This is a genomic window from Mycobacterium sp. (assembly GCF_025933915.1).
In the GTDB taxonomy this organism is placed as follows: domain Bacteria; phylum Actinomycetota; class Actinomycetes; order Mycobacteriales; family Mycobacteriaceae; genus Mycobacterium.
The window spans coordinates 21490-46465 of the sequence record NZ_JAICZA010000001.1 but is presented as its reverse complement, the minus strand read 5'-3'; the positions used below and the strand labels follow the sequence as shown (position 1 = coordinate 46465).

Genomic DNA, 24976 nt, shown 5'->3' with positions numbered 1-24976 from the left:
GAAGCCTGCCGGGCGTCCTCTCGTCAAATACCGATCAAATGGTTTGGTGACGCCCGAAGTACTCGTGATCTTCGTTGTATCCGCCGTACCCGCCGCCCAGCTCGGAGTAGTGTTCGACGAACTCAATGCCCTTGAGCCACTTGACATGGCGGAAGCCGTGTTGTAGTTCGTTGCGCAACCGCAGCGGCGCCCCGTGGCCGTAGGTCAGGGCCTCGCCGTTCATGTCGTAGGCCAGCATGGTGAGGTGGTGGCTCATCTGGTCGATCGGGTGTGCGACGTAGTAGACACCGCCATCGGCGCCGGGTCCCAGCGAGTAGAACACCACCCATTTGGCCTCGGGCAGGGGTTTGACGATGTCCATGATCGTCTGCATCGACACGCCACCCCACTTGGCGACACCCGACCAGCCCTGGATGCAGAAGTGTTGGGTGATCTGTTCGTGGTACGGCAGGTCATGCACGGCGGCCAGCGACAACTCGACCGGATGCTCAACGAGGCCGTAGACGCGCAGCCGCCAATCCACGAAGTCGTTTTTCTCCAACTCCTTGTATTCAACGGTTTCCGGGTAGGTGCCGTTGTGCCACAGGTACGGCGAGATGTCCTCGTCGGTGAACGCGCCGGGCCTGGGGTTGGTGCGCTCGAACAGCCGCTGCAGCGGCCCGACGAGCGCGTAGCCGACCCGCTGCACCACGCGGGGGTGGCGATAGGTGAACGGCGTGGCGGCCACCCAGCCGACGGCGACGACCGTCATGGCGACGGCGAAGACCGCGCACCCGATCCAGCCGTCGTCGTCGCGGGCGGCGAACATGTGGTTGAGGTTGCGCAACGCCTCGGTGGTGAAGACGAACGTGACGTGGACGACGATGAACAACACGAAATACATCAGCACCAGGAAATGCAGCGAGCGGGCGGTCTGGATGCTCAACCGCTTGCTGATCACGGTGAAACGCATCGACAGGGCCGGCGACATCCCAAGGCCGGTGATGACGGCCAGTGGTGCGGCGATGAACACGGTGGTGAAGTACGCCAACAGTTGTAACGCGTTATAGGCCACCCAGGTGTTGTCGTGCGGCCAGCTCAGCGAAAGGTATTGGATCGCAACCGATGCCGCGTTGGGGAACACGTCCCAGCTGGTCGGGACGATACGTCGCCATTGGCCGGTGGCGAATAGCAGCACGTAGAAGACCGCGCCGTTGAGTAGCCACAAGACGTCGATGCCAAGGTGCCACCATCGTGCCAGTCCGATCGAGTGACGAATTCCCGGTAACCCCAGCTGGTCTGGCAGCGCGACCGAATCGTCCTTGGCCGTCCACAGGGGGTCAGCGGGTACCGGCTTTGCCACCCGCAGCCACTCGTCCTTGCCCGGGGTGGAGTTGCGGTTGAAGTAAAGCCGTGGATGGTCGCACAGGATCTGAATTCCGGACCGGATGATGAACGTCATCATGAACAGGTTGAAGAAGTGCGTCCAGCCCACCCAGGCGGGGATTCCCGGGCCGGTCCCGGAAGGCACTTGGGTGCCCGGATGCCGCTGGATGAATGTCTGCACCGCCGGCATGTTGTACAGGCCCTTGCCCACTGCCACCGCCGCGAGCAGAACGACAAATCCAATAGGAATGAGCCACAAGAGATTTAGCCATCGGTCGCGACCGATGCGTAGCCGTGGCGCGATCGCCCGCTTGTCTTCCAGCCCGCCGGCCCAGGTCTCCGGGTCGACGACGTCCCCGGGCGCCAGCAACTCCGTGCGGTAGCCCACGCCCGGGTTCTCGTGACCGGCGTCGTCGTGGCGGGCGAGCCTGCGACCGTTGCGCCCGGTGGCCGCGGGGATGCTCCCCGACGGCTCCAGCCTCCTGCCGGCTTTGTCAGCACCCTGCGAGCGCCGAGCAGAAGTCATTTCGTCGGTCATGGTTGGCCGCTCCATCTGGTTTATACAACCTGGCTTGTGTAAACTCTACGGCATGGCATATGTGATCGGAAAGCCATGCGTTGATGTGATGGACCGGGCCTGCGTCGAGGAGTGTCCCGTCGACTGCATCTACGAGGGTGGCAGGGCGCTCTACATTCATCCCGACGAGTGCGTGGATTGCGGCGCATGCGAGCCCGTTTGCCCCGTCGAGGCGATCTACTACGAGGATGACCTGCCCGACGAGTTGCAGCCCTACCAAGCGGACAACGCGGCGTTCTTTTCCGAAACCCTGCCGGGCCGTGATGAGCCCCTGGGGTCACCGGGTGGGGCCGCCAAGCTCGGTCCCCTCGGCGTCGACACACCGTTGGTGGCCAACCTGCCCAAGCAGGACCCTCAGCACGCGTAGCGCGATCGCCATGTCACGCGAGGAGTCGTCCGGCCGCCGTCGTGATGTGCTGCGGGTGTTGCAGGCGGGGTCCGCCCCGATGAGCATTGCCGCGATCGCCAAAGCGCTTGATGTGCACCCTAATACGGTCCGCTTCCACCTGGACACGTTGGTCAACGACGGCCGGGTCGAGCAGGTCGGGCCGGGCCGCAAACGACCGGGGCGGCCACCGCTGATGTTTCGCGCGGTCCCGCGGATGGACCGGAGCGGACCGCGTCATTACCGGCTGCTCGCCGAGATCCTGGCGGCGACGATTGCCTCCGGTCGTGATCCGAGCGCCGAGGCACAGGCCGCGGGTCGTGCGTGGGGACGACAGTTCAGAAGGACTGCGCCACCGCGCAAGAAGACCACCGCGAAGGACTCGATCGACCACCTCGAGGGCGTGCTCGATGAGTTCGGGTTTGCACCCGAGCGTCGCAAATCCGGGGGAGAGCAGCAAATCGGCTTGCGGCATTGCCCATTCCTGGAACTAGCCGAGAGCCATCCCAAGATCGTGTGCCCGATTCATCTGGGCCTGATGCAGGGAGTTCTCGACAACGAAGCCGTGCCCGTCGCCGTCGACCGGCTGGAGGCGTTCGTTCAACCCGATCTATGCCTGGCCCACCTGAAGCTACAAGGTGCCTCGGCGACAACCTCGAATCCTATTCTCGGCGTGCGGTTGTGACGGCCTCACACGCGCGGGTGGCAGCGGAGATCACATTCGCCCGTACGCGACGGCCATCAGCAGGAAAATCGCGGCGATCAAAAGAAGCATCGTCGCCAACGGGTCGATCAGGTCGAACATCATGAGATCACCATCAGCTGAGGCTGGCCAGATGCACACCGTAGGGTACGGCCTTCACGAGTGTGACGGTGAGCGCAATACCGCTGGGCAGGGTGTAGGTGCGCTGCTCGCCGGGATGTGCACCGGCGATGGCGGCACCCAGCGGCGATCGCATCGAATAGACCTCCATGCCACCGTATTCGGCACCGCGCACGCCGAACAGGAATGTTTCGACTTCGCCGGTGTCGTCGTAGCGGATGGTCAAAACCATGCCCGGTTCGGCGATCCCGTCATCGGGCGGGTCCTCGCCGACGACGGCATCCACCAACAACTCATGGATCCGTCGAATGCGGACCTGCCAAGCGCGCTGGACGGCGACCGAGTTTTCGTCAGTGGCGCTGCCAACACCGTTGGTGTCACACAACTCCCGCAGCGTGGCCAGTTCCCGCTGCAGCCGCTCGTAGCCTTGCGGCGAAATCCACGCAGGTTGTGTGCTAGTCATATCTGTTCCCTTTCGTTTGACAGCGTTCGAGTACACGCGAGAAGTGCGGTTTCACAGGGCTATTACTGGGTGACCGTTTTCGACGACGGGAGCCCGTGAGGGGCCAGCCCCCGCCGCGGTCTGGTTTCGGAGTTATCGGGCGGCGTTGCGCAGGGTTCTGTGCTGCGGATCGAACTCGGCCAGAGCCTGCGGCTGCTTGCCGGTAGTGATCTGTTCGGCCAACAGCCGACCGGTTACCGGGCCGTGTGCCAAGCCCCACATGCCGTGCCCGCCGGCCACGTAGACGCCCCGTGCCAGCTCACCGATCAGGGCGCGGCCGTCGGGCGTGACCGTGCACGCACCGGCCCACAGATTGTTGCGTGCGGTCCAATCCACCCCGTCCAGCAGGGAACTGGCTGCGGCGGCGATGGACTCCATCCGTTCGCGTGGGTGCGGTTGGTGGCGGTGGCGGACTTCCAGGGTGCCTGAAACACGCAGCGCGCCCTTGTAGGGCGTGCACGCCACCCGAACGTCCGGCAGGTAGATGGGCGCCAGTATCGGGCGGTCAACCGGCACGGTGAACGAGTAGCCGCTCTGGGCCTGGACGGGGACCCGCAGCCAGCGGCCGGCGAGCCGTGACAACCGGTCACCGGTGGCGATGACCGCGGCGTCGGCGGTCAGGGGGTCGCCGCGGCGCGGCTGCACCGCGGCGCCGCCGCCGGAGCTGTGAACGTCGTCGATTTCAAGTCTGTGCATCGCGGCCCCGCGGGCCATCACCGAGCGGCCCAGGGCTTCTACGAAACGCCGGGGATCGACGAAGCGCTGGCCGTTGATGTTCAGTGCGGCGGTGACTGCCGGCGAGGCCAGGGGCACCTGCTCGCGCAACGCCTCGCCGGATAGCGCGGTGACATACATTGGCTGGCCTGCATTTTCGAGCTGGCGCAGCATTTCCAGCATGCGTTCCGCTTCCCTGGTGCCGCGAAACAGCGCGGTGATCGGCGCGTCGGTTACCGGGGCATCGACCCCGTTGGCGATGAGCACATCGAAGGCTTCGATGCAGTCCTCGTTGAGCGCCACGCTGGCCCGCAGGGTCCGCTGCGACGACGAACGCCGATGAGAGGGTGACAGTTGCATGAAAAAGGCGCCCAGGTGCGCGCCTACGGTCGAGGGTAGGTGCGTCGGCGTGACCGGATCGCGAAGGGCCTGCGGTTCATCGCGCAGCACCCCGGAGTAGTGGTGCGGAAGGGTCAATCCCGGAGCGATCCATCCCGCGTTGCCCCATGACGCGCCCGCGGCAACGCCCGTGCGATCGACCACCGTGACGTCGACTCCCCGCTCCTGGAGGAACCAGGCCGTGGACAGTCCCACGATGCCGGCGCCGACGACGATCACCGACCTGGGGCCGCCGTCAAGACGTTCGTCGCCATCCATCGCGCACCTCCGCAGCTGAACCTCTGATTGGTGATCTCCATGGTGGTGTGCGCGGGTGCCGCGGTGTTTGCCGGAAACCGACAACCGGGGCGTAGGGCGTTGTGCCGAACCGACAACGCCGTTGCCGCGGTTGTCTGACCGGACGTCAGCTCGGGACGGGGGAGAGCATCCGCGCCGGGAAAGACAAATCCCCGCAGGCGTCGACTGCGGGGATCGGTCGGCAATTTGACTGCGGCTGCGGTGATGTCACCGATGCCCCACAAGGCTGTCGAAGTCCCGTTGCCACCTGGCATAGCGGGATCGGTCAAGGGCGACACGGGCGACGCCGAATAGGCCTGCTGCCAACAAACTCATGGTGGACCACGTCGCCACGGCGAACGCCACCCCTTCCTCGGCGGCGGTCCATACCGGAGGGCGCACCGGGGAACCCAAGGCGTCGACCCAGATCTCGATCTCGTCACCGGTCTTCACGTTCGGCGGCGCGGCGACGTCGCCGGTGTGTTCGGTCCCGTCGACGAGCCACCGGGCAGGCACCGTCACCGTTGGGCCCTCGACATCCCTGCGGTTGCTGTCCCCGATGGACGTCGCGGTCACCTGCCGGCGAACCTGCGCTTGCTCGGCGTGAACCCGAGTTCGGGATTCGTGGACGGCGGTGCCCACGGCGGCACCGATAGGCACCGCGACCAGCGAGATCGCGATGGCCAACACCAAAACCAGCGCCTCCACCCGGTCGCTGGCGCGGATCAGCGGGTTGCGGCCGAAAAGCCGCGGGGACACTCTCCGCGGCAGTGGCACGGTGAAGCTTTCCATGTTTTCCATGGTGGCGTCATCGTCCGGATCGTCGGCGGGCTGCAGATGATCGGGACGTCTGGTGCTCATCGGATGTTTCCTATCGACGGGTCGACACGGGGTTTGCAGTCGCACATGGCGGCCGGAAGCCCGGCCGCCACTCGAACCTGGCCATAGATGGACAACCTCATGATGTCGCCGATGGTCGCCGCAAGGTTTGCCGAGGCAAGACAATGGTGCCGCGTCGCGTTGTCGGATTTCGACAGCGTCGTCGGTCAATCGGTGTCGGTGGCCGCGAGCTCGATCATCATGGCCAGTCGCTTTGCGGCGTCGTCCAATGACAGGTTGGTGATCTCGGCCATTTTGCGCAGCCGGTAACGCACGGTGTTTTCGTGCACTCCCAGACGTTCGCCGGCCTCGGCCGGGTCGCCCTGGGCCTCCAGCCATGCCCGTAGCGTGGGCACGTAGTCGGTGCCGTTGGCGTGGTCGTGGCGGCGCAGTTCGGCCACCGGCCCGCGGGTCGGCGCGCGCCCCGACCGCGCCGCGGCACGCAGCCGCTGCAGCAGGATGTCGTCCCACGACTCGTCGTAGGCCGGAGGCGCGGCGGTGGGTGACATCTCGTGCAGCGCCAGGCATTCGTCGGCCTCCTGGCGTGCGGCGGCGAGATCTGCCACCTCGGCCACACCACTGACTCCGGCGATCACCGTCACCCGTTCGGGCAGGGCCGCCCGCAAAGCGGCCACCCAGCGCCGCGCCGTCAGCGCGTCCTCGCCCGGAAGCACGGTATACACGATGTTGCCCGCCAATGCGCTGCGCCCCGGCCGTGACCAGCCGAATCCCGTGGTGGCGCGTTCGAATGCCAACAACAACGCGGCATCGCGGTCGTCTCCGACGAACGCCTGCACCGCGATCACGCGCAAACCGTTGTGCGCCAGGCCCAGCCTGCTCGCCACCGTGGACGCGTCGGGGGCGCCCTCCAGCAATCGGATCACCAGTTCGGATTCGACCTGGCGCTCCAGGTCCGCGCTGGCGCGCGACCGCAGCAGATGCAGGGCCACCGTGTGCGCGCCATCGGCCAAGGCGCTGCGCGCCGCCTCGTTCAGTGGCGCCGGGCAGGCCACCCACACCGACCCGATCAGTTCCGCGCCGGATCGCACCGCGACCACCATCCGCCCGCTCAGGCCCTGTTCGGGGGCCTCGGCGACAAACAGTGGCTCATCGGAGACCGCCAGGTGTGCGAGTACTCCCCGCGCATCAAACAACGCGCGTAGCGGTTCCGGTGTCTGCCGTCCAAGGATCGTCTCGACCCGCGCCGCGTCTGCGTGCTCCTGCAGTCTCGAGTACGCCAGCACCCGCAGCAGCCGATCGTGGATGATGACTGCGCTGCCGATCCCGTCCGCCAAACTATCGGCGAGCGCGAACAGATCGGTTGGGCCGCGCCCGGATTCAGTCTCGCGGCCCTCCAGCACCAGGCCGTAGACCACCGCTGCCACCGCGCTCCACGACACGGTCTCATCGATGACCATCACCGCGCCGACGTCGGTGTTGCTGTCAAACGTCACCGGCGTCTCATCGCCGCGCAGCACCACCACGACCGCGCGCGCCGACGCGGCCCAGCGCACCGCTTCGTCGAGCGAGCCGGCGCCGATGGCCAGCAATACATCGCCCACCACCGCGCGTTCGGTGGGCGGCTCGTGGACGACCACGCTGCGCAGCTCGGTCGACCGCGGCACCGACGACCAACGCAATCGGACGCCATACCCGCCCAGGACGTTCATCAGGCGGTCCAATGTGATCATGCGTCGGCTCCAACGATGCTCAGAAACGAGAGGTTGATGTCTTTGTATCCTGCCCCCAGATCACCAGCAACGACGTGATTTGGCTGCGGAGTGGGAATCCGCCACGCGCCGCCAATCAAGCCCGACCTGCGGCCGGTGTCGCCGACCGAGGTTTTCGGTCCGGCCGCGCTAGTGGTCAGCCACACGGGCGCAAGCCATTACGTGCGCGTCAGGGATCGCCTTTGCACCTGTTCTGGTCAACGCGCGCGACGGCGTCTAGACTTTTCACAATATCGATTGTAAAAACATAGTGCGGGCATGGACCACGCAAGCCGCGTTCGGCCAACGGCCGGCCGCGGACATGTGCGAAGAAAGGGCAGCGGCGCAATGAGTTTTCGCGACGACGGCAAGGTGTACCTCGAAGTCGGGGTCAACGAGGACGTCAGTAAGGACGAAAACCCGAATGTGCCCTACGGCGCCGAAGAGACGGCCCGCGACGTGGTGGAGTGCATTCAGCACGGAGCCACCGCCGTCCAATTCCGTGCCCGCTACGACGACGGCCGGCAAGCCTGGGCCGATGACGAGGTCTCTCGCACCATCTTGGCGGCTGCGGCCCGTGAGGTCGACCCGCTGGCCTATCCCGGCTACGCCGATAGCCTCGAACACATCTGGGCGCTGGCCGAGCGTCCGCCGGCCGGCACCGGGCTGCTGTTCGCACCGTTCGACCCGGCTCAACACGTCAAACGCGTGCTGTGGCTGGAGGACGAGAACCAGTTCAAGGCAGTCGATTTGGACGATTCGAACGGCTCACATCCGTCTTACCCACCCGAACTCGATCGGTTCCCCGAGCTGGGCCTGGTCCCAAGCATCGCTGTGTTCAATGCCGTCGACTTGCGCTGGGTGATTCTGGCCGCCCGCATCGGGATCTTGCGGCAACCATTGAACATCAAGTTGTACTTTTCCGATCGTTGCGTGTCTTATAACGATCCCGACCCCGAGGTCCTCGACTTCCTTGTCTCGCGCATCCCGAAGTGGATCGACCACGAGATCGTCGTCGTGCCGTATGCGATGAGCTCCGCCGAACGGCGTCAAGAGCTTTGGGAGCACGCGCTGAATCGTGGGCTCGGTATCCGGGTGGGTATCGGCGATTGCCCAATGCTGTTCCGGACTGCCACCAACGCCCAAGCGGTGGATCGCGCGGTCAACCTCATCACCAAGCGGGAGCTCGCCCCCGCCACCCAGGATGACGTGCGCGCCCGCTTCGCCGCGGCCGTTGCGGACGAAAGCGAGATGGTAAGGGTTGTCGTCAACCGGAATCGCTGTATGGGATGGGGCGTCTGCTACTCGCATGCGCCGGAGATATACCAACCCGATGCCGAGGGCTACTGCGTCGTCATCAAGCCCCACGTCGACGCCAGCCTGTTGGAGAAGGCCCTCGAGGGTGCGGCGAGCTGCCCGGAACGGGCGATCCGAGTCGAGTTGTGACAACACCTCACCGCCGGACGATGCCCGACCGTTAAAAGTGTGTCAAGGCGCCGGTCACGACGGTGGCTCGGACACAGGTCGAGTTCGCCGTGACGTTCGGGTCGTGAGCGCGCGCTCCAGGAACGGTGTGAGTATGTCGACGGGCAGCGGGAACACCACGGTCGAGTTTTGGTCGGCGCCCAGCTCCAAAAGTGTTTGCAGGTAGCGTAGTTGAAGCGATGCCGGATTCTTCGACAGCGTCTCGGCGGCCTGGCGTAGCTCGTCCGATGCCTGTAATTCGCCGCGGGCGTTGATGACTTTGGCACGACGTTCGCGTTCGGCCTCGGCTTCGCGGGCCATCGCCCGCTGCATGGATTCGGGGATCTCGACGTCCTTGATTTCCACGACTCGGACTTCGATGCCCCAGGGCCGGGTCTGCTCCTCGATGATGGTCCGAAGGTCGCTGTTGAGGTCCTCGCGTTGGGCCAGCAGGGTATCCAGGTCGGCGCGGCCCAGCAGCGAGCGCAATGTGGTCTGTGCGATCTGTGAGGTGGCCACCGCGTAGTTTTCCACGGCGAGAATCGCTTTGAGGGGCTCGACCACCTGGAACATCACCACGGCGTTGACCCGGGCGGGCACGTTGTCACGTGTGATCACCTCTTGGGGCGGGATGGTCAACGTCACCACCCGCTGATCAACCCGGATCATCTTGTCTGCCAGCGGAACCAACCACCGCAGCCCGGGCTGGTACAACGGGCGGGCACGCCCCATCCGGAACACCACACCACGCTCGTACTCGCGCACCACGGCCAGCGAAGCTAGTGCCAGCACTACCAGCAGCACCGCTATCGTCACCCCGACGACAACCAGCATCGCGCTCACGATGCTGCGTCCTTCCCCGGTCGGCTTGCGCCCCAACGGGTCGAATAGCGATCGACCGCTAGGGCCACCTGGTCTTCCATACCCGTGCGGTGCGGCAGGTGCTCGGGAGCGTTGGACGGGGTACGCCACAAATGACCGGCCAGCGGCAGCGACGCCGCCAGCACGACGGTGATGACGCCGATCAATACCAACAGGTCGGCGGGGGAGTGCAGCCTGGCGAGCATCACCAGCGGCATCACCACCCCCAAAGCGGCCACGCAGCAGGCGATACCGCGGTGAAAGCGTCCGGCTTCAGAATGCGGCCACGGGTCGATCTCACGGCTGATCTCGCGCCCGTGCTCCGAGGTCGTACAGGTCGATTTGACCGGGCAGCTGTTGCACACGCTGGGCTTTGCCCGATACCGCATCACGCGGTGCTTCGGATCGAAAGAACTCGGCCAGAGCCATTGGTCCTGGGGACACACCCACGCGTCATGGTCGGCGTGGTAACGGAATTGGCCGCTACGCCACTGCGCGGCGCGCTGCGATACGCGCCGCGCCATCACGTCGACGCCCCAGGCGGTGGCCACCAGTGCCAGTGCATAGCCGGCAACCAGCCATGCCGCGGCGGTCGGGGATGTCACCGTCAGCCTTTCTGCGATGCCGCGGGCATGGGGTCGAGTTCGGTGTAGAGCGGGTGTTCGCGCAGTTCGTCGCTGACCGGTGCGTGGCGGACGTTGCGTATCGCCGTCCACGCGATCCAGACGAATGGCAAGACGCCGCCGAGGATGAAGACGAAATCGCCGGGCAGTCGCAGCCATTCGATCAGCGAGTTCCCGGGGCGGGTGATGTAGCCCAGCGAACGCGCCTCGAAATACCCCGTGCTCACCGAGTGATACAGCTGCAAAACCCCGAGCGGCAGAAGGGTGGCGAACACCATCCACGCCAGCCCGATGTTCATGCACCAGAAGGACACCCGGGCCCACTTCTCCGGCCACTTGGCGGTGGGGATCGCGTAACGGAACGCGAACATCGCCAGCCCGACGGCGAGCATGCCGTAAACACCCATCATCGCCCCGTGGGCATGGTTGGCCGTCAGCGCGGTGCCGATCTCGTAGTAGGAGACGATGGGAAGGTTGATCAGAAATCCAAAGATGCCTGCCCCCAAGAAGTTCCAGAACCCGACTGCCACCAGGAACATGACCGCCCAGCGGTGCGGGAACGGTGTTTCGTGGCTTTGTTGACGAGACCCCAGCTGAAGGAAGGCCCACGCCTCGACCGTCAGGAAGGTCAGCGGGATGACTTCGGCGGCAGAGAAGAACGCGCCCAGTGCCATGTGCTCCACCGGGGTTCCGGAGAAATACAGGTGGTGCATCGTGCCGATCACACCGCCCGCGGAGTACAAGATGATGTCGAGGAAAATCACACCGAGCGCGATCCGTTCGCGCACCACCCCGAGCAGGACGAAGATGTAGGCCACCATCACGGTGGTGAACAGCTCGAGGAAGTCTTCCACCCATAGGTGGACCACCCAGAACCGCCAGAAGTCTGCGACCGAGAAGTGGGTGTCGTGACCGGCCAGCAGGCCGACGGCGTAGAAGGCGGGGATCGCCAGACCGGTGAAGAAAAACAGCCACGGCAGGTTCATCTTCGACGTGCCTTTGAGCTTCCCGCGGAGGCCGCGCCAGATGATCGCGATCCACAAGAACAGGCCGACGGTCAACAGGATCTGCCACAACCGCGGCAGGTCGAGAAATTCCCACTGCTGGGAGAACAAGCCACCCGCGGGGATCACCCCGTAGATCGAGAGCGCCTCACAGATCAGTGAGCCGCCGACCACCAGGACAAGTGCGCCGAGCAGGCCGTACACCAGCCAACTCTGCCGTCGTGGTTCCCGGCGGCTGATGAAGGGCACCAGGAAGATCCCCCCCGCGAGAAACGCGGCCGCCGTCCAAAACAGCGACAGCTGCACATGCCAGGTGCGGGCAAGGTTAAAAGGCAAGAGCTTGGCCAGATCCAGCCCGTAAAACGCCGAGAGGTCTGCACGGTAGTGCTCGACGGCACCACCCATCATGGTTTGCGCCAGGAACAGCACCGATACGGTCGCGAAGATCCAGATCGCGGCGCGCTGCGATGCGGTCAGTCCCACCTCGCCGGGCTGGCGGAATGACAATGTGGACGCCTCGGCGCTCTGCCAGCCGATTTTTTGGCTCCACCGCCCATAAACGGCGAACATGATTCCGGTCCCGCCCAGCAACGTGACCAGCGACAACACCGACCACACCACGATCGATGCCGTCGGCCCATTGTCGACCCGTGGCTCGGCGGGCCAGTTGTTGGTGTAGCTGTAGTTGTGCCCTGGCCGCTCGGCTGCCGACGCCCACGCCGTCCAAGCGAAAAACGCAGTGAGGTCATGGATATCGGCGTTGCTGGTGATCATGCGCGGCAATAGTCCGTACTTGGTGGAGTTCTCGCCGAAGTAAACCGCGTAATGCTGCCGGATGTGGTCGAACGCGGCCGCTTGCTTATCGGTGAAGACCAACGTCTTGGTTTCGGCGCTGTAGCGGTTGGCGCGAAATTCGGTCACCACCCGTTCTTTTGAATCGGCCACCCCCTGGGCCCGCCACTGTGCGGCCACGTCATCGGTGGACATGCGCAGATATTCCGCGGTGTAATCGGGTCCGAGGTAGGCGCCGTGCCCGAGCACAGACCCGTACTGCATCAGGCCACGTGACTGATAAAGCTCTTGACCGCGGGTGATCTGAGCACCGGTGAACAGCACCTGACCCGACTCGCTAACCACCGTGGCCGGCAACGGCATTGAGGCGGTGTAGGTCCGGTACGCAAGGATGCCCATCACCAAGAACCCAAAGACCATCACCAGGGCCACGCCCTGAGCCCAACCCTTGCCGACCAGCGACGTGGAGGTGCCCGGCGTTGCGGGTCGTGACGGTGCTGATCGGATTGCCATGTGCCGGTGCGCTCCTCGGGGCTGGATGAAGGCGGGATACGTGTCCGGGTAATTACACAATGTCGATTGTAGAAATTCACTATGAACTCCATCACGCCGTGGGGGTGGGGCGCTTGATGACCCGGCTGGGAGCTGGCGTTATTACTCCTCGCGCGAGGCTCCTGCGGAGGGCTGGATGGCCAATCATGCTCGGCCATCAGGGGATTCATCCATCGCGATCCGGCCCGCGACGTCGGCGCGTGGGTGTCCTGCCCGGTTGCGTATATCACAGCGATGAACGTGACGACGACCTCACGGGTGGAATGAAAGACCACTTCCTGGCCGACGGTACTTACCCCATGGACATTGTGCGCCATGAATGGCATTCAGTTACTTAACAAATACCGTGGTCTACTTTTGAACGAACTCGCCTGACGGAGGGACGACGTGCTCGCCGGGTGCAGGATCGAGCTCGGCTGCCAGGGTATGGCCGCGAGACATGTTGGGGCCGTGAGGAATCGATAGACCAGCCTCAAATGACTGATTACCGTGCGTGTTTCGTTCCCGCCCGCTGACACACCCATCCATCGGGTATGCGGCCAGTGACGACGAACCGGGTCAGCTGCGCGCTGGTCGGTGCCGGCAAATCGTAGTCGGCGTGCAGATATACGACCGGCTCCTCTTTGAAGTTGTGCTCGTGAAGCTGGTCCAGCAGCTGATCGCACGTGCCCTCGAGCCGTGGGCCGCCTGTTCCATCGGCAAGCAGCCGCGTCAACGTTTCCATCGTCCGCCACAGCTCACCGTGTTCACGCATCATCACGAAGACAGGCATCATTATTCCGGCCTTCCGAATCGGCGGGAACAGGAAGGTCTCCTCCAGGTAGATGTGCCGACGTAGCGCATCCATCGTCGCCCTCAATAGCTCCGGTTGCCGCTCGCCGCCACCGAGTGCCTCGATGAAACATTCGATCGCAGTGCCTATTTCGCGGTGTTGCCGCATCAGTTCGGCGGATAACACCCGGTCGGGCATCACGTTCTCCTCTACGAAGTCTGCAGATGGGATAGGTTCGGTCTCGCTGGCTTCGGCCTTCACACCGACCTCTGCACACGGTCGGCGGCGCCTGTCGAGTAGGTCAGGGCGGTGGCTTTGCGGGCGACGTGGCGAGGTTCGGTTCCCGTCGCCCCACGGAAAGCCCCCGCTGTATTCCCTTGCTGATCTGTTGCCTCTGGCCCGGGCTGCCGGGAGCGGTCTGTACGCAGCTGCAGCTGAGGCCGCCGAAGGGATTAGGATCGCCGCCACCCGGATTCGGCTCGGCGCCGGCCGGCGCCGGCGGTGGAGCCCAGACCACCGCGATGAAGGCAGCGCATATCACGGTTTTCGCGAGGAAAGCCAGCGGCTTTCGACCCAGCTGCCTGCGCCTGGACCGACGCGGCTCAGGCGGGGTCATCCGGCTACCGGCGAATGCGGAATGAGCGAGACGCGCAAGCCGACGCGCTGAACCGCGCCTTCGGACTCGCGCCCGACCATGCCGCCCAGCGGCAGCTTGGACACGGTGGGGCCGGGGGTCGGCGCTGCCGCCCATCCGCCCGGCATGGCGGCGGAGTGGAGAGCATGCAGCGGTGTGACCGACGAAACGGTGGCCGCCCAACTCGGGGGCACCGACAGGGTACTGAGCGAGCTGGCTTGGCCGATGCCCGCCGCGGCACCGTGGCCCAGCCCTGCTAGCGGCGAGAGGTTCTCTAAACCCGCCGCGGCGCCGAGGCCGCTGATGCCTTGGACACCGCTCGCGCCCTCGGCGCCCAAAATGGAACCGGCGCCCGCGTAGTCCAGCGCCAATCCCTGGTAATCCAAACCGAGTCCCTGATAGTCCAAATCCAGGCCGTAAAGGTCTATGCCGATTCCACCGGTGTCGGCGACCAGGCCGGCGCCGTCGGCTCCGAACCCGGCCGCCTCACCGGCCAGGGCGCCTGTACCTGTGTCCAGACCGGGTGCGGCGGCGAGCGTCGAGGCCAGTCCCGTCGCGGCGCCCGCACCGGTGCTCGCGCTCTTTGTCGCACCCTTGCCGGAGGCGTTGGTCACACCCGACAGCGCGCTGAGCGGGGCGGTAGCCCCTGAAGATCCCAGCGAGGCCCCCGTGCCCATCGCCGCCTGCGACAGACCGGTGCTCGGGGGCGAGCCGGGCGTCGACAGCCCCTGCAGGGTTTGCGGCACTGAGGAGGCCCACTGCGTCGCCGTCGCGTGTGCGGTGCTGCCGGACTGGGCTACCGCGTGGGTGACGGCCCCGATGTGGCCGGCGGCGGCGGTCGGATTGGCCGATTGTGGCGGCGGCGACGGCACGGGCGAAAGCGCCGAGGCTGACGCTGAACTCGCGGCGTAGCTGTACATCGCGGTCGCGTCTTGTGCCCACATTTCGCTGTACTCGGCCTCGGTGGCCATGATCGCCGGCGTGTTCTGCCCAAAGATGTTGGACTGGATCAACGCCAGAAGTCGAGCGCGGTTGGCCGCCACCAGCGGAGGTGGGACCGTCATTGCATACGCTGTTTCGAAGGCTGCCGCGGCGGCCGTGGCCTGCGCCGCAGCCTGCTGACACTGCTCGGCGGCCGCCGTCATCCAGGCGATATAGGGCATGACCGCGGCCGCCATCGACATCGACGCCGGCCCCGACCAGGATTCGTCGGTGAGGCCGGCGATCACTGTTTGGTAGCTGCCGGCGGCATCAGTCAGCTCGGTGGCCAGCGCCTCCCACCCCGCGGCGGCGGCCAGCAAAGTCGCGGGGCCGGGCCCCAAATACATTCGACCAGAGTTGATCTCTGGTGGTAACGCGCCAAAATCCATGCTTATCCCTGTCCTTTGTTGACTCTTGTGGCGGAGCTTGCCGATGTCGTGGCGGGTCGCCCGCGACATCTGGTCAGCAGTGGAAGTACGTGATGAAACATCCAAGTCCCCAACGCATCACGCGAGGTGCCTGGTGAACCTGCACACCCGGCGGCCTCTGGCTTGACCTCGCAATTGCGCGGAAACTGGCACACCGGCTTCCCGGCACAGCCGGGTTCGATCGCCAAAACGCATCCCGAATCAGCGAGACCAGCCGATCAGCAGATGCCGAGGGCCCCGAAGCTAATAGCGGCTAGCGTCTAATCCGCCGCGCGATGGTGTTGCGCCGACGAGATGATGTGCCTGATCAGCAACGGGCGACGCAGAAGTGAATCAGAATATTGTGCCCGACAGGGCTGGACGCCGGCGCGCGAGCCGGTGTGTCGATTCGTCGCTGCGACCAAATGATCCCGACCGTGGGCGGGACCGACGAGTCGGACTGTCGCGGCGTGGAAAGAGCCAAAGTGCTTCCACGATCACGCTTTAACCCGGCGCTCTTGAACGCCTTGTCATCGTTCACAGTGGAGCCGACGCTGAGGCGGCGTACCGGAACCGACTCGTGGTCCGGGTGCATCGGGTTGGAAAGCGGGCTGGCCGATGAGACCACTAGCTCGGGTTGCAAGGCGTTGGCGGCCATTTCAGCTCGCAAAGCCCCGCAGCCGAGTACAGCTGCGACAAGGGCCAGCGCAGCAACGATGGCCAACACGGATTGTCGTCGTGACCACCGGGAAAGCGTTCCCACTCCGAAATTCACAGTGCCACGCACTCTACCAGCCGCGATACGCCACCAGCCAACCCGTCACGTCCAGCAAAACCAGGTTCGCAATGGGTGATGGCGGGATGATCTGCCACCTGGAAAACCGGCGGCGCCGTCAGAGCATTCGCGGTCCGCCGAAGCCCGGCACGGCGCCTACCGGGATCAGCGCGAGCACGATGACCAGAATAATGAACAACCGCAACGTTTTTGGTGTGGGTTCCTGTTCGATCTCTTGCCGGCGCGCCGCGAATAGGAGGAAAACGATGGCAACATCGAACGTCACGATCGTCAGCCACCGGGTCCAGTCGAAGCCGGTCAGGAAGACCGGAATGACCAACAGCAGCCCGGCGGTGACCCAGGCCACTGCGCCGCGCAGCGTCTCGACGAACGCGCGCACCGGTACGCCCGAAAGCGCGCTGAGACCCCACACCGTCGCCACGGCCGCACCGGCCCCGAAGATCAAGGACACGGTGAGGCCGAGTATGCCGATGTGGCCGACGGTTCGGATGGCGTCCGCGATTCCGTTGTCGAAGTTCGGCATCACGTTGCGGCACACCCAGTCGTGATAATCGGTTTGACGGGGTTGTCCCTCGATCACATAGTGCATCAGCGTCGCTGGTGATGTGACCGTGGCAAATGGGTTGGGCACCAGGTGATGCGGCACCGCCGCACACAATTGGGAGGCGACGTCGTGGCGGCCGTATGCCGCCACGGCAGCCGTGGCGAGGGCCCCCGGCGACACGGCCAGCAGCATGCCACGGCGCCGGGTGGTTTCCAGCGCACGCCCGAGGACGATGATGGCCAGCAGCGCCCCCAATGCGAACTGCAGCCCTATCGCCTCGTGCACCAGCGTCAACGCCGCGATCGCGGCGCCGAAGGCCGCGCACCATCGGATCGCGACGGCCCGGGAACGTGTGAGCGCCAACGCCGAGCTGAACACCGCCAGGGCCGCCCCGCCGAACAGGTCCGGCCGAGCCGAGAATGCCGCAAACGGGACACCGAACGGCAATAACGGCATCACCATCGCGACCATCAGCCTGCGTTCAGACGGACGGCCGGTGAAGACCACCACGCCGGCAACCGTTGCCAGACCGCACAAATAGACCGCCGTGGACAGCCACCGGAGACCGAGCGTGGCCGCGAAGTAGTGGCCCGGGGCCAACCGAACCAGCTCGCCGGCGAGCCCGCGGCGGACGAAGCCGTGGGTGTAGTCGGCGGTGTAATACGACATCCAGTACACGTCGAGCGGAACGACCTTGATCGCGAACCACAGCACGGCCGTCGCCCAGGCCGCGATCGCGACCGCGATTCCGACGTGGCGGTGGCGTGCGCGTTGATTGGCCTCGAGGCCCAGATCCACCATCAGATCCGGCCCTCGTGGACGGTGGTCGCGGACAGCTGCAAGTCGGCCAGCGCCCGACACGCGAGCTCACCGGTGGCTGCGGTGGCGTTGCCGGCGCCGCTCTGGTAGGAGACGATGGTGAGAAAGCGGCTGCCGTTTACCGTTCCTGTGCCGCAGAACAATTGGCCGTGAGCTCGCTCGATGCGCGACTGGGTGATGCCCTGCTCGGCCAGCCGCATCGAGACCTCCGTCGCATCCGCACCATCGATGCGGCCGACGGCGGTGTCGAGGCTACCGAGGTTGGAGCAACCCACCGGCAGTCGGCCGGACGACATGGCGATGCCTTCGGCGCGCCGGACCAGCCATCGCGGCGTGAACGGGATGAGGGGCAGTCCGGCGAGCATCTCGTTGGGTTGTTCCTCCAGGGACGTCAGCAGTCTTTTGACCTCCGCACGCACGCCGCCCAAGTGATCAACCACCGCGTGGCCGTCGACGGTGAGTGTGATCGAGGTCAGCGCGTTGGCGCGGTCGTCGTCGGCGGTGCGGTCGCTGACCGGAAGCACCACCGTCACGGAGTTTCCGTCGGGGAGCACCCTGCCTATCCGGTGCGCGAGGCGAGCCGCGAACGCCACGAATAGCGCGTTGCTGCTCCCGTTGAGGCTGCGCGCACGCGCGTCCCATGCCGCAGCGTCGGTTTGTAACGTCACGGACTCCGATGCGTTCTGGCCATCGTCCATTGGGTCGGGTGCCCGGGGCCGCCCGCGCGGCTGTGGCTGTCGATCCGACGAGACCGTGAGCACTATCGCCAGAGTCGCGAGCAACGCCCGGATCGCCGCCGGCAGGGCGCGACCGGCGTCGGCCAAGTCCTCACCTACCGTGCGCCACCGGCCACGCGAATTCGCCTGCGGATAGCCAAGGTTGCGTCGTTCTCCCTTGACCGCCTCGGCTAGGGCCGTTGCCATCGCAAGTCCATCGACAACGCAGTGTGACGCCACCAAGGTGACCGCCGCCCCGCCGTCGTCCAAGGGCAGCACGCCGAGATGAAACGTCGGGCCGTGCTCGGGGTCGACACGCACCCGCGCGCGTCTCTCGATCCACGCGCCGATCTCCCGCCGCGGTTGCCGCGGTTCGCAGGTGATGTCCGGCGAGCGGCTGTCGACCACCCAGCGATGACGCCCGAACGGCAGCGGCGAGCGCTCGATCCTGCGTCCGAGGAGACCTGCCCCGAGATTGTCTTTGAAGGCCCGCAATTCGTCGCTGTTCACGTCGCGGTCGTAGACCCACGTGCATTGCACCGTGCTGCCTTGACCGGTGGCGCGCAGCCGCAGGAAGGCGGCGTGGTCCAGAAGCGCCAGCCTCGTCACTAGCATCCCGCCTCGGCCGCGGCGCGATACCCGCGCACCGCCGCCGGTGCGAACACCGCGACGAGAACGCCGGCCCACACGCCCGCCTGCCACAGCGGCGACAGCACCGGGCCGCCCTCCGCGAGGCCGCGCATCGCCTCGATCGTCGGCGATATGGGCGAAAAACGCACCACCGGTTGCAGCCAGCCCGGGAACACCTCGGCGGGTGCGACGCCGGTGTTGAGGAACAGCAGCAGGACGCATCCCGCGCCCAGCCAGGTCACCATCGCCTTGCCGTCCGCGCGGGCGGCGATCGCGATGACCAACGACGCCATTCCCGCCGAAATCGCCACGGGCACCAGCACGAAGGCAGGCACCGCGATCCAGCCGTAGCTGAATCGCAGGCCCAATGCGATCCCGAAGATGGTGAGCACGATGGCGGACGTGGTGGTCCGGGCGGCCTCGGCGACCAGTCGGCCCGCCACGGTGCTGGCTCGATGAACCGGCTGCACCCACAACCTCGTCAGCACACCCGACTCCCGCTCCGCCGGCAACGCCAAACCGGCGCCGAGGGTTCCGAACACGGCGCCGACCACCGCACACATCGGGACCAGCCCGTATAGGCTGTCGTGGCCCGTGACGGCCAGAACGGCTTTGCCGATCAGCAATTTGTAGACGACGAGCAGAAACGTCGGGAACAACAGCGCTTGCACGGCGACGATCGGGTCGCGCCGCCAGCGGCGCAGCAGCCGCCCCGCTTCCGAAGCGCTCTGGCTGACGAACGCCGTCAGCGACGGATCATACGGAATCCCCTGTGTTGCATGGGCAGTCACCGCCCCTCGGGGCTGTTCCGCAGGCGCGTCGCGAGCTTGCCGGCCGTCGTGAGGCGGACTGCGGACGATCCCAGGTGCGCGGAAGCTTCCGCCGCCCACGCGTCGCTGCATCCGCACCGCCAGAGCGCCGAAAAGTGCCAACAGTCCAAGGCACCACGCCGATGCCGCCACCAGCTCCCTACCGGTGGCGTGACCGGCGGCGAGTCCACGCAACGTGTCGGTGACCCGTGAGACCGGCTGGTGGCGGACGAACGGGCCGAGCCATGCCGGAAATGATTCCGCTGGAGCGATGCCCGTGGACACCAGGACCAGGACCAGCTGCGGGAGGAGCAGCAATTGGCTCGACGATTCGACGGAGCCGACCCGGGAGCCCAACGCGTCGGCGCCAAGGCACACCGCCATCGCGAACGCCACGACGATGATCACGAACAGGCCCGTGTCGGCCGGGCCGCCGGCCATCCGGAAGCCAAAGGACCACCCGACGGCGAGAGCGGCGACCAGCGCGATGACCGAGCGTATCAAGCAATAGAGCATCCGCGAGGCCAGCGGTACCGCCGCAGGAACCGGCAGAGTCCGGAGCCGAGACCCGAAGCCGGACAGTCGGTCTCGTGCGGCGCGGTCGGCGGTGGTCATCGCCCCGAACAGCATCGCCTGCACGATCACCACCGGAAGGACATATTGCGGGTAGGTCATCGGGCCGGTGTGGATCAGGCTGCCCAACACCACGGTGAATCCCAGGAAGCAGCCCACCGGCGCCAACGCCGCGAACAGGAGGTCGGCATCGCGCCGGGAGCCTGACATCGTGCGAAGGGTGAGTGCCACCAGGGCACTCATCTCCGGCCCCCCGGCGGGGCGGGAACTTCGTCAGGCATCCAGGAGCGGCCCGGCGTCGGACACCCGGGTGAACTCGGCGCGCATCGTCTCGACGTAGCGCAGGACGGACCCGCGGGCGATGTCGGTGCCCGGGTAGGCGACCACCAGCTGCGTTTTGTCGTGCATGCGATTGACCCACATGCACACCGTCTCCGACAGCCGGTTGTCACCCCAGACACCTGCGCGCAGACCGTCGAAATAGCCACCGAAGGGCAGCTTGCGAATGTCGATGTAGGACAGCATCGGGACCGGACGGTCGGGAACCTCGATGAGGCCCGACCAACGGTCGGGCGACTCGAGCAGGTGGTAGTACGGCACGGCGCCGAGGGCGGTGTTCGCGTCAAACGATGCCTGGGCGGCACTGACCACCTCGTCGAACGACGCGCCGGCCGTAGGAATCGCCAACGGGACGAAACTGGCCAACCATCCGACCGCGGTCGCGTGGGCGGGGTCGCGACGGTTGTCGAACGGTGTAAGCCCGAAATATGTTGGGGCGCCGGTCAGTCGATGTTCGGCCAGGGCGGCACAGGCGAACACACCACCGCTGAAACGTGCCCCCGCAGCGCGGCAAGCCGCTTCGAACCGTCGGCCCTGGTCGTCATCGATCAGGTCGAACACGTCGATGGCCCCCGGGGTATCCGCGGCTGCCTCGCCCAGCTCCAGCGGAAATTTCGGCAGCACGCCGTTGTTCGCTGCGAGAAAGTCCCGCCACGAACGGATCTCGGGCGATTCTTCGCTCAGACTCCTGGTGTACGCATGCTGATTCGCGCTGTATTCGCGATGGCTGGCAGCGGGTGTCAACGGGCTCTGTTCGCGCTGCAGCGCGGCGAAATACATCGTCTGGATGTCGAGGAAGATCACCCCGGCCGACATACCATCGGCGCGCAAGTGGTCAACAGCGATGTAGACGGTGAACCGGTCATCGGCCTGGATCACTCCGAAGGTGAAGCAGTCCCATTGCAGCGGATCGGGCGTGTCGAGAAGGAGTTTGCGAATCTGGGGCGGGGCCATCCTTCCGAGATCCGTTGGCGCCAACGTGATGCCCTCCGGATCGGCAATGACGTAGCGAAGGATTTCGTCGTCGTCGCCGAAGCCAAACCGGTCGTGGTAGGTGTCGTGTCGCCGCAGGTGCCTATTCACGGCGTGCGTCATCGCATCGATATCGCAGATGCCGCTGATTTCCCAGGCCCCGATGCACAACCGCGGGATGTCGCGGCCACGGCTGACCTGGCGCTGGTAATACCGAAGATGCTGCGACTGCTGATAACTCACCGGGGCCGGGTGGTATTGCGCTTCGGCTACGCGCCGATAGGTGGTCGCGGTGGGGTACCAGGATACGACGGTGCCCTCGGCCGTCCAGTCCTCAACCGTGCCCAAGAACATGCGCTACCTTTCGTCAGTCAGCTCGTGACGCCAGTCCGGATGACCTTAACGGCACCGCGCATAAGTTGCTGGCCGAGTTGAGTGCCCGCGGAGTCCCGCCGCGCGGGCCTGGCGAGCGTGTTATCGCCGGACGTGTCGGCGAATGCGCGTGCGAGGTTGAGTTCACCGTGGTTCGAATGGGCGGCCCGCATGTTGTCCCGGGGGGCAAGGAGATGACTCGCCGGCGCGCGCGCGGCGGAATCATAGAATTCCCCTCTCGCGCTGAGCAATCCCCAGGAACTTCTGACAACACATCGTGTGCCTGTGTGAGGTAGTCGACGACGGGGAGTCAGTCAAATCGCGCGCGATCAACACAGAACTACAGTTGGAACAAGCACTTATCTCGACGCGATGACCCAATCTGTCGATTCCCACCCACAGAGTGGCGCTGTCTCGGCGAGGCCAGCCATGACATGCCGGGCCTGCCGAAACGGCGCCTCGGTTACCATATCGTGATCTCCGCCCGTATTGGAATAGTGTCAGCCGAACCTTTCTTGCACCGATGATTCGGGCAAACTTCCAAACCATCACCAAAAGCGGGGCGGCACTGCGTCACACGCTCCTAACAATACGAAGCTGCGCACCGAATTCGGTCGGATCCCCGGCGCTGGCAGCAAACTGCGACCAACCGTGAATCGGGCTCGCCATTGACAGCGCATTGACACCGGGTTACGCAGACACAGCGCCCGCGATGGCCGACGACGATCTGGACATCACATCGTTCCCCACACCGCGGGCCTCGTACAGAAGGGACGTCGACGATGCCTGATGAACTCCGGGGGCCGGCCAGGCTGTTCGATGCCTTGACCACCAAAGGCACCGCCTTCACCGAGGACGAACGCCGGCGGTTGGGTCTGACCGGTCTGCTGCCGACCACGGTGAAGACCCTCGAACAGCAAGCCGAGCATTGCTGGCACGAATTCTCCACTCGCCGCAGCGATCTCGACAAGCACATCTATCTGCGGGCGTTGCAGGACCGCAACGAAACCTTGTTCTACCGCGTGTTACTCGACCACATCGCCGAGACTCTGCCGATCGTCTACACGCCCACCGTGGGAGAAGCCTGCCAGCGTTTCAGCGAGATCTACCGTCGGCCGCGGGGACTGTTCGTGTCCTACGCCGAGCGGGACTGCCTGGACGAGGTGCTGAACAATCGGTCCCAACGCGAGGTCGACGTGATCGTGGTGACCGATGGGCAGCGGATCCTCGGCCTGGGCGATCAGGGCATCGGGGGCATGGGCATCCCGATCGGAAAGCTGTCCCTCTACACCCTGATCGGTGGCATCGACCCCGCTCGGACTCTTCCGATCGTGCTCGATGTGGGAACCGACAACAGCGAACTGCTCGATGACCCTCGCTATCTGGGCTGGCGGCACCGACGTATCGACGACGACGATTACTACGCGTTCATCGACAAGTTCGTCGCCACGGTGCGCAAGCACCTACCCACCGTGTTGCTGCAGTGGGAGGACTTCGCCAGCACACATGCGTTGCCGATCCTCGCCCGCTACCGCGACAAACTCCTTACCTTCAACGACGACATCCAGGGCACCGCCGCCGTCGCCGTCGGCGCGCTGCACGGTGCCGCCAAGGTTGCGGGCCGCCCGTTGTCCCAGCAGCAGGTCGTCATGCTCGGCGCCGGCTCGGCCGGCATCGGAGTGCTCGACATGATCCGTCGCCAAATGGTGAACGAGGGGTTATCCGAACAGGCTGCCTCGGAGCGGATCTGGGTTCTCGACGTGGAAGGGCTTCTCACGGAGGACCGCACCGACCTATCCGACGCGCAGCGGGGATTCGCCCAGCCCGCCGGCCGTGTTGCGGGCTGGGGTCTGTCCGGTCCGGCCCGGCTCGCCGACGTCATCCACCATGTCGACGTCGGCGTGCTGCTGGGCCTGTCCACCGCCGCGGGCGCCTTCACCGAACCCGTCGTGCGTGAACTCGCCGGCAAGGCCGACCGACCGATCATCTTCCCGCTCTCCAACCCGACCAGTCGCGCCGAGGCGCACCCCGCCGAGTTGGATCGGTGGACCGACGGACGCGCCCTGATCGCCACCGGATCGCCGTTCGCCCCGCTGCACCGAAACGGCGTGGAACACCCTGTCGCCCAATGTAATAACGTCTATATCTTTCCCGCGATGGGACTGGCCGTGACCGCGGCCCAGGCGACCCGGGTCACCGACGAGATGATGCGGATCGCCGCGGAGACCTTGGGTGAGGCGTCGCCCGCCCTCGCCGACCCCGACCAGCCGTTGCTGCCCGCGTGGTCAGACGTGCCCGATGTCGCGGTCCGCATTGCGCACGCCGTCGCCGTGCAGGCGGTTGCGGACGGCGTCGCCCCGACGCGCAGCGGCGCGGAACTCGCCGAGCGCATCGCCGGGGTGCGTTGGCTTCCGAAATACGCCGCCCCAGCGAGCCAGTGAACACCGGCCGCCAGGAGACGTCGCGCACGCGGACCTATGCCGCTGACCGGGGAAGAGTGCCGGCCACGCGCAGGCGCTGACAAGACAGGGCGTCCCGCCCGTCACTGATCCAGAAGTTCGGACCCCTGCCCCGCGTGGTATGTTCGCCGACGTGAACATCGGCGTGCGCGCGTATTGGCGCTTTATCGTGGCTCCGGGCGGAGCCGGCGATGGGGCGTCTGGTTGACGCACCCGCACGACTGAGAC

The 24976-nt window shown here is 65.7% G+C and carries 18 protein-coding genes; 4 read left to right on the top strand and 14 right to left on the bottom strand.

Features of this window, described 5'->3' with window-relative positions; all coding sequences use genetic code 11:
- Positions 1-34: 34 nt before the first annotated feature.
- Positions 35-1903 carry a molybdopterin-dependent oxidoreductase gene (locus Q0W90_RS00130; protein WP_297772537.1) on the bottom strand — a complete coding sequence of 623 codons (1869 nt, stop codon included), beginning with the start codon at positions 1901-1903 and terminating at the stop codon, positions 35-37.
- Between the two features lie 52 nt (positions 1904-1955).
- Between Q0W90_RS00130 and fdxA the strand changes: the two genes are divergently transcribed.
- Both fdxA and Q0W90_RS00120 read left to right on the top strand, forming a co-directional pair.
- Entirely contained in the window at positions 1956-2309 is a 354-nt protein-coding gene (gene fdxA, locus Q0W90_RS00125; protein ID WP_297597860.1) for a ferredoxin, read from the top strand.
- A 10-nt stretch (positions 2310-2319) separates the two neighbouring features.
- Positions 2320-3012: a helix-turn-helix domain-containing protein gene (locus tag Q0W90_RS00120; RefSeq protein ID WP_297597862.1), complete on the top strand. Its 693-nt coding sequence runs from the start codon at positions 2320-2322 to the stop codon at positions 3010-3012.
- Positions 3013-3145: 133 nt separating this feature from the next.
- On the opposite strand, the gene Q0W90_RS00115 is transcribed toward Q0W90_RS00120, so the two are convergent.
- The 4 genes from Q0W90_RS00115 to Q0W90_RS00100 all read right to left on the bottom strand — a co-directional run bounded on the left by Q0W90_RS00115 (position 3146) and on the right by Q0W90_RS00100 (position 7611).
- Positions 3146-3613 carry a GreA/GreB family elongation factor gene (locus Q0W90_RS00115; protein WP_297597864.1) on the bottom strand — a complete coding sequence of 156 codons (468 nt, stop codon included), beginning with the start codon at positions 3611-3613 and terminating at the stop codon, positions 3146-3148.
- Positions 3614-3745: 132 nt separating this feature from the next.
- Positions 3746-5023: an FAD-dependent oxidoreductase gene (locus Q0W90_RS00110; RefSeq protein WP_297597866.1), complete on the bottom strand. Its 1278-nt coding sequence runs from the start codon at positions 5021-5023 to the stop codon at positions 3746-3748.
- A gap of 246 nt (positions 5024-5269) precedes the next feature.
- Positions 5270-5902, bottom strand: coding sequence for a hypothetical protein (locus Q0W90_RS00105; RefSeq protein ID WP_297597868.1), 633 nt, complete (start codon positions 5900-5902; stop codon positions 5270-5272).
- Positions 5903-6087: 185 nt separating this feature from the next.
- Positions 6088-7611, bottom strand: a complete 1524-nt coding sequence (locus Q0W90_RS00100) for a helix-turn-helix domain-containing protein (protein ID WP_297772533.1) — start codon at positions 7609-7611, stop codon at positions 6088-6090.
- A 366-nt stretch (positions 7612-7977) separates the two neighbouring features.
- On the opposite strand from Q0W90_RS00100, the gene Q0W90_RS00095 reads away from it, so the two are divergent.
- Complete coding sequence (locus tag Q0W90_RS00095; protein WP_297597874.1) at positions 7978-9075, top strand: 3-keto-5-aminohexanoate cleavage protein; 1098 nt, start codon at positions 7978-7980, stop codon at positions 9073-9075.
- 54 nt (positions 9076-9129) lie between these two features.
- Here Q0W90_RS00095 and Q0W90_RS00090 read toward each other — a convergent pair whose 3' ends face one another.
- From Q0W90_RS00090 to Q0W90_RS00050, 9 genes are all read right to left on the bottom strand, one after another.
- A complete protein-coding gene (locus tag Q0W90_RS00090; RefSeq protein WP_297597880.1) occupies positions 9130-9939 on the bottom strand; it encodes a slipin family protein in 810 nt (269 codons plus the stop codon).
- Positions 9933-10559: a hypothetical protein gene (locus Q0W90_RS00085; RefSeq protein WP_297597876.1), complete on the bottom strand. Its 627-nt coding sequence runs from the start codon at positions 10557-10559 to the stop codon at positions 9933-9935. Before Q0W90_RS00085 ends, Q0W90_RS00090 begins: the two co-directional genes overlap by 7 nt.
- Positions 10560-10561: 2 nt before the next feature.
- Positions 10562-12886: a cbb3-type cytochrome c oxidase subunit I gene (locus tag Q0W90_RS00080; RefSeq protein WP_297772530.1), complete on the bottom strand. Its 2325-nt coding sequence runs from the start codon at positions 12884-12886 to the stop codon at positions 10562-10564.
- A gap of 523 nt (positions 12887-13409) precedes the next feature.
- Positions 13410-13895: a hemerythrin domain-containing protein gene (locus tag Q0W90_RS00075; protein ID WP_297772565.1), complete on the bottom strand. Its 486-nt coding sequence runs from the start codon at positions 13893-13895 to the stop codon at positions 13410-13412.
- Positions 13896-14309: 414 nt separating this feature from the next.
- Positions 14310-15701, bottom strand: coding sequence for a PPE family protein (locus Q0W90_RS00070; RefSeq protein WP_297594387.1), 1392 nt, complete (start codon positions 15699-15701; stop codon positions 14310-14312).
- Between the two features lie 911 nt (positions 15702-16612).
- Entirely contained in the window at positions 16613-17860 is a 1248-nt protein-coding gene (locus tag Q0W90_RS00065) for a hypothetical protein (protein ID WP_297594385.1), read from the bottom strand.
- A complete protein-coding gene (locus Q0W90_RS00060; RefSeq protein ID WP_297772526.1) occupies positions 17860-19203 on the bottom strand; it encodes a hypothetical protein in 1344 nt (447 codons plus the stop codon). Before Q0W90_RS00060 ends, Q0W90_RS00065 begins: the two co-directional genes overlap by 1 nt.
- Positions 19203-20849, bottom strand: a complete 1647-nt coding sequence (locus Q0W90_RS00055) for an ABC transporter permease (RefSeq protein ID WP_297698611.1) — start codon at positions 20847-20849, stop codon at positions 19203-19205. Before Q0W90_RS00055 ends, Q0W90_RS00060 begins: the two co-directional genes overlap by 1 nt.
- 30 nt (positions 20850-20879) lie before the next feature.
- Complete coding sequence (locus tag Q0W90_RS00050) at positions 20880-22271, bottom strand: condensation domain-containing protein (RefSeq protein ID WP_297594379.1); 1392 nt, start codon at positions 22269-22271, stop codon at positions 20880-20882.
- Positions 22272-23071: 800 nt separating this feature from the next.
- On the opposite strand from Q0W90_RS00050, the gene Q0W90_RS00045 reads away from it, so the two are divergent.
- Positions 23072-24730 carry an NAD-dependent malic enzyme gene (locus tag Q0W90_RS00045; protein WP_297772522.1) on the top strand — a complete coding sequence of 553 codons (1659 nt, stop codon included), beginning with the start codon at positions 23072-23074 and terminating at the stop codon, positions 24728-24730.
- Positions 24731-24976: the final 246 nt, after the last annotated feature.

Bases quoted from the DNA above. Each gene is read 5' to 3' on its own strand.
- Q0W90_RS00070 (WP_297594387.1), bottom strand. From the start codon at position 15,701: ATGGATTTTGGCGCGTTACCACCAGAGATCAACTCTGGTCGAATGTAT.
- fdxA (WP_297597860.1), top strand. From the start codon at position 1,956: ATGGCATATGTGATCGGAAAGCCATGCGTTGATGTGATGGACCGGGCC.
- Q0W90_RS00055 (WP_297698611.1), bottom strand. From the start codon at position 20,849: ATGAGTGCCCTGGTGGCACTCACCCTTCGCACGATGTCAGGCTCCCGG.
- Q0W90_RS00110 (WP_297597866.1), bottom strand. From the start codon at position 5,023: ATGGATGGCGACGAACGTCTTGACGGCGGCCCCAGGTCGGTGATCGTC.
- Q0W90_RS00080 (WP_297772530.1), bottom strand. From the start codon at position 12,886: ATGGCAATCCGATCAGCACCGTCACGACCCGCAACGCCGGGCACCTCC.
- Q0W90_RS00105 (WP_297597868.1), bottom strand. From the start codon at position 5,902: ATGAGCACCAGACGTCCCGATCATCTGCAGCCCGCCGACGATCCGGAC.
- Q0W90_RS00115 (WP_297597864.1), bottom strand. From the start codon at position 3,613: ATGACTAGCACACAACCTGCGTGGATTTCGCCGCAAGGCTACGAGCGG.
- Q0W90_RS00095 (WP_297597874.1), top strand. From the start codon at position 7,978: ATGAGTTTTCGCGACGACGGCAAGGTGTACCTCGAAGTCGGGGTCAAC.
- Q0W90_RS00065 (WP_297594385.1), bottom strand. From the start codon at position 17,860: ATGGTGGATCTGGGCCTCGAGGCCAATCAACGCGCACGCCACCGCCAC.
- Q0W90_RS00050 (WP_297594379.1), bottom strand. From the start codon at position 22,271: ATGTTCTTGGGCACGGTTGAGGACTGGACGGCCGAGGGCACCGTCGTA.
- Q0W90_RS00100 (WP_297772533.1), bottom strand. From the start codon at position 7,611: ATGATCACATTGGACCGCCTGATGAACGTCCTGGGCGGGTATGGCGTC.
- Q0W90_RS00045 (WP_297772522.1), top strand. From the start codon at position 23,072: ATGCCTGATGAACTCCGGGGGCCGGCCAGGCTGTTCGATGCCTTGACC.
- Q0W90_RS00075 (WP_297772565.1), bottom strand. From the start codon at position 13,895: ATGCCCGACCGGGTGTTATCCGCCGAACTGATGCGGCAACACCGCGAA.
- Q0W90_RS00120 (WP_297597862.1), top strand. From the start codon at position 2,320: ATGTCACGCGAGGAGTCGTCCGGCCGCCGTCGTGATGTGCTGCGGGTG.
- Q0W90_RS00130 (WP_297772537.1), bottom strand. From the start codon at position 1,903: ATGACCGACGAAATGACTTCTGCTCGGCGCTCGCAGGGTGCTGACAAA.